This is a genomic window from Peribacillus sp. P4_C12 (genome assembly GCF_056402095.1).
Genome location: NZ_JBFUIB010000504.1, coordinates 1 through 2,568, shown reverse-complemented (window position 1 = coordinate 2,568; position 2,568 = coordinate 1). Strand labels below are relative to the sequence as shown.

Annotated in this window: 3 protein-coding genes; all 3 read right to left on the bottom strand. The window is 37.8% G+C overall.

The window, feature by feature from the left end; all coding sequences use genetic code 11:
- Positions 1-788 (bottom strand): acyl-CoA dehydrogenase family protein (locus AC1DUW_RS25590; RefSeq protein WP_477643800.1); only part of this gene is annotated, 788 nt, incomplete at its 3' end.
- 22 nt (positions 789-810) lie between these two features.
- Entirely contained in the window at positions 811-2,007 is a 1,197-nt protein-coding gene (locus AC1DUW_RS25585; RefSeq protein WP_053346288.1) for an acyl-CoA dehydrogenase family protein, read from the bottom strand.
- 40 nt (positions 2,008-2,047) lie between these two features.
- Entirely contained in the window at positions 2,048-2,464 is a 417-nt protein-coding gene (locus AC1DUW_RS25580; RefSeq protein ID WP_477643799.1) for a Zn-ribbon domain-containing OB-fold protein, read from the bottom strand.
- Between the last annotated feature and the right edge of the window lie 104 nt (positions 2,465-2,568).

Genomic DNA, 2,568 nt, shown 5'->3' with positions numbered 1-2,568 from the left:
GCATACTCTGCAGCCATCTCTACCACTTTCTCCATACTACCGACAATTACTGCGGAAAGAGCCGCATTGAAAGAGAGTAACCCTTCTTGAAGAGTTTCCCAGCCATGATTGAGAGGTCCAAGTATTTGATTCATTGGAATTTCAACATTAGTGAATATTAGTTCTGCTAATCGTCGCGTTTCATCAATGTTTTTTTGGCTTTGGATAGTCATGTTTGTTGCTGTTCGATCAATAATGATTAATGAAATCCCTTCTTTACCATTACCTGTACTGGTGCGACCTAGTACGATATAATGATCAGCTAACTCCGCATCGGGAACTAATGATTTCACACCATTTAATACCAAATGGTTATTTTCTTCTTTTACTGCTAGATTAATACCAGATGGGTTATAACTTCCACCTGGTTCCAACCAAGCTAGAGAAAATGATTTTGTCCCATTCGAAATTTCGGACAAATATCTTTCTTTTTGTTCTTCCGTACCGAATTTTTCTAGTAATGGAACTGCAAGTGCATTCGTTTCTAAATATAAGCCTGGCAATAAAGAACGACCAGTTTCTTCAAGAACAGGTATTAAATCTAGAGGACCTAAACCCATTCCTCCGTAATTTTCCGAAATATTAATACTTGTACAACCTAATTCGGCCATACCTGTTAATATTGATTGTAATGATTCTGTTTCACCTTTTATAAATTCACGGGCCGTTTTTGTTTGCCCGGCATCATCTAAATACTTTCGGACATATCCTCGAAACATCTCTTGCTCTTGATTTAAAGAAAAATCCATCTTTAATCACCCCTTTTTAGTCTTAACGTCCCATATCTTTCGGCAAACCTAGAATTCTTTCTCCAATTGTGTTTTTTTGTATTTCGCTCGTTCCTCCGCCAATTGTCTGGCCGAAGGAATAAAGATAATTATTTTGCCAGTATGAATTGGCAGTGATTGCATCTTCTTTCCATAAAATGCCTTGATGACCCTGTAGAGATATCGATTGAGAAAGAAGTTCTTTGGTGAGTTCACTTACCATCAATTTATCCATTGAGCCTTCCGCTCCCGGGTGACCGTTTTTTAATGTTTTCGTTAAATTCCGATAATAATTTAATAGCGAACCACGGGTACGAGTATATAAATCTATCATTTCTTTACGAACAAGCGGGTTAGCCATTAATGGCTGATCATCCTCTTTTAACTCTTTAGTCAAAGACACAAGTTCATTAAACTGCTGCTCTAGTGTAAAAACCTGTCCGCCGATTCCAGTTCTCTCGTGCATAAGCAGGGCGATTGTAACCTTCCAACCTTCATCCACTTCACCAACAATTTCAGCATCATACGCAATCGCATCATTTAAATACACTTCATTAAAATCATGCTGACCATCCATTTGAATGATAGGTCTAGTTTCTACTCCTGGTTGATTCATATCTAAAAGAAACACAGTTATTCCTTTATGCTTCTTATCGAAACGATTAGTTCGAGCTAGTAAAAAGCATCGATCCGCTAAATGACCAAAACTGGTCCATACCTTTTGACCATTTATTATCCAACGATCTCCATCTTTCACTGCGCTTGTTTGAATAGCTGATAAATCGGATCCTGCATTTGGTTCGGAATATCCTTGACACCATACCTCTTCACCTGTGAGAATCTTTTGGATATACTTTGATTTTTGTTCTTCTGTCCCAATTTGCATTAGAGTCGGTGCTACCATATGAATGCCTACATAATTTACAAGTGCAGGCGCCTTTACACGAACCATTTCCTGTTGATAAACAATTTCCTCCATCAACGTTGCTTCTCGACCTCCATATTTTTCAGGCCAAGCAATCGCTGCCCAACCACCTTCATATAATTTTCTTTGCCAGTTTCTCAAGAAAATAGCATACTCACCTTCATTTTTAGATATTTTGCTAGTTCCATCTAACCAACCTTCAGGTAAATTTTCTTCAAGCCAGGTTCTCAATTCATGTCGGAATTCTTCTTCTTTTGTTGTAAATGAAAAATCCATAGTTTTCTTTCCTCCTTTTTAGCTAAACAAAATTTTTTTTCTACACTTGAGTCCATTGCGGAAGTGAGCGGTCTTCCGTAATTTCTTTCCAAACCATCTTAACAGGCATTCCTATTTCAATATCATCAGGTGAACATTGAAGAATATTTCCGATTAATTTGACCTGTGGCAACTTATTTAATTCAACAATCGCAATAATGAGCGGTAAATCATCTTGAAACCCTGGAAGAAAAGGACGATAAGAAACAATATACGAATAAACTTTTCCATTTATATCATTGCCTTGGCTTTCCCAGCTTAGTTCAGTACTGCCGCATTTTGCACAACTCGGACCTGGAGGATGTGAATATTCATTACAACTTTTACATTTTTGTAGAATCAGTTCATGACGRTCTGCTCCATCCCAATACGGACTATTATCTTGTGTTTTCAGCGGAATTGGTYTTTGGAATTCCATTTTGTCCCCTCCTAATTTCTAAGAATCATAGCTCCAGCCATATCAGGACCAGCCCAGCCAGTACATATTCCTATTTCGCAATTTTCTACTTGACGATCTGATCC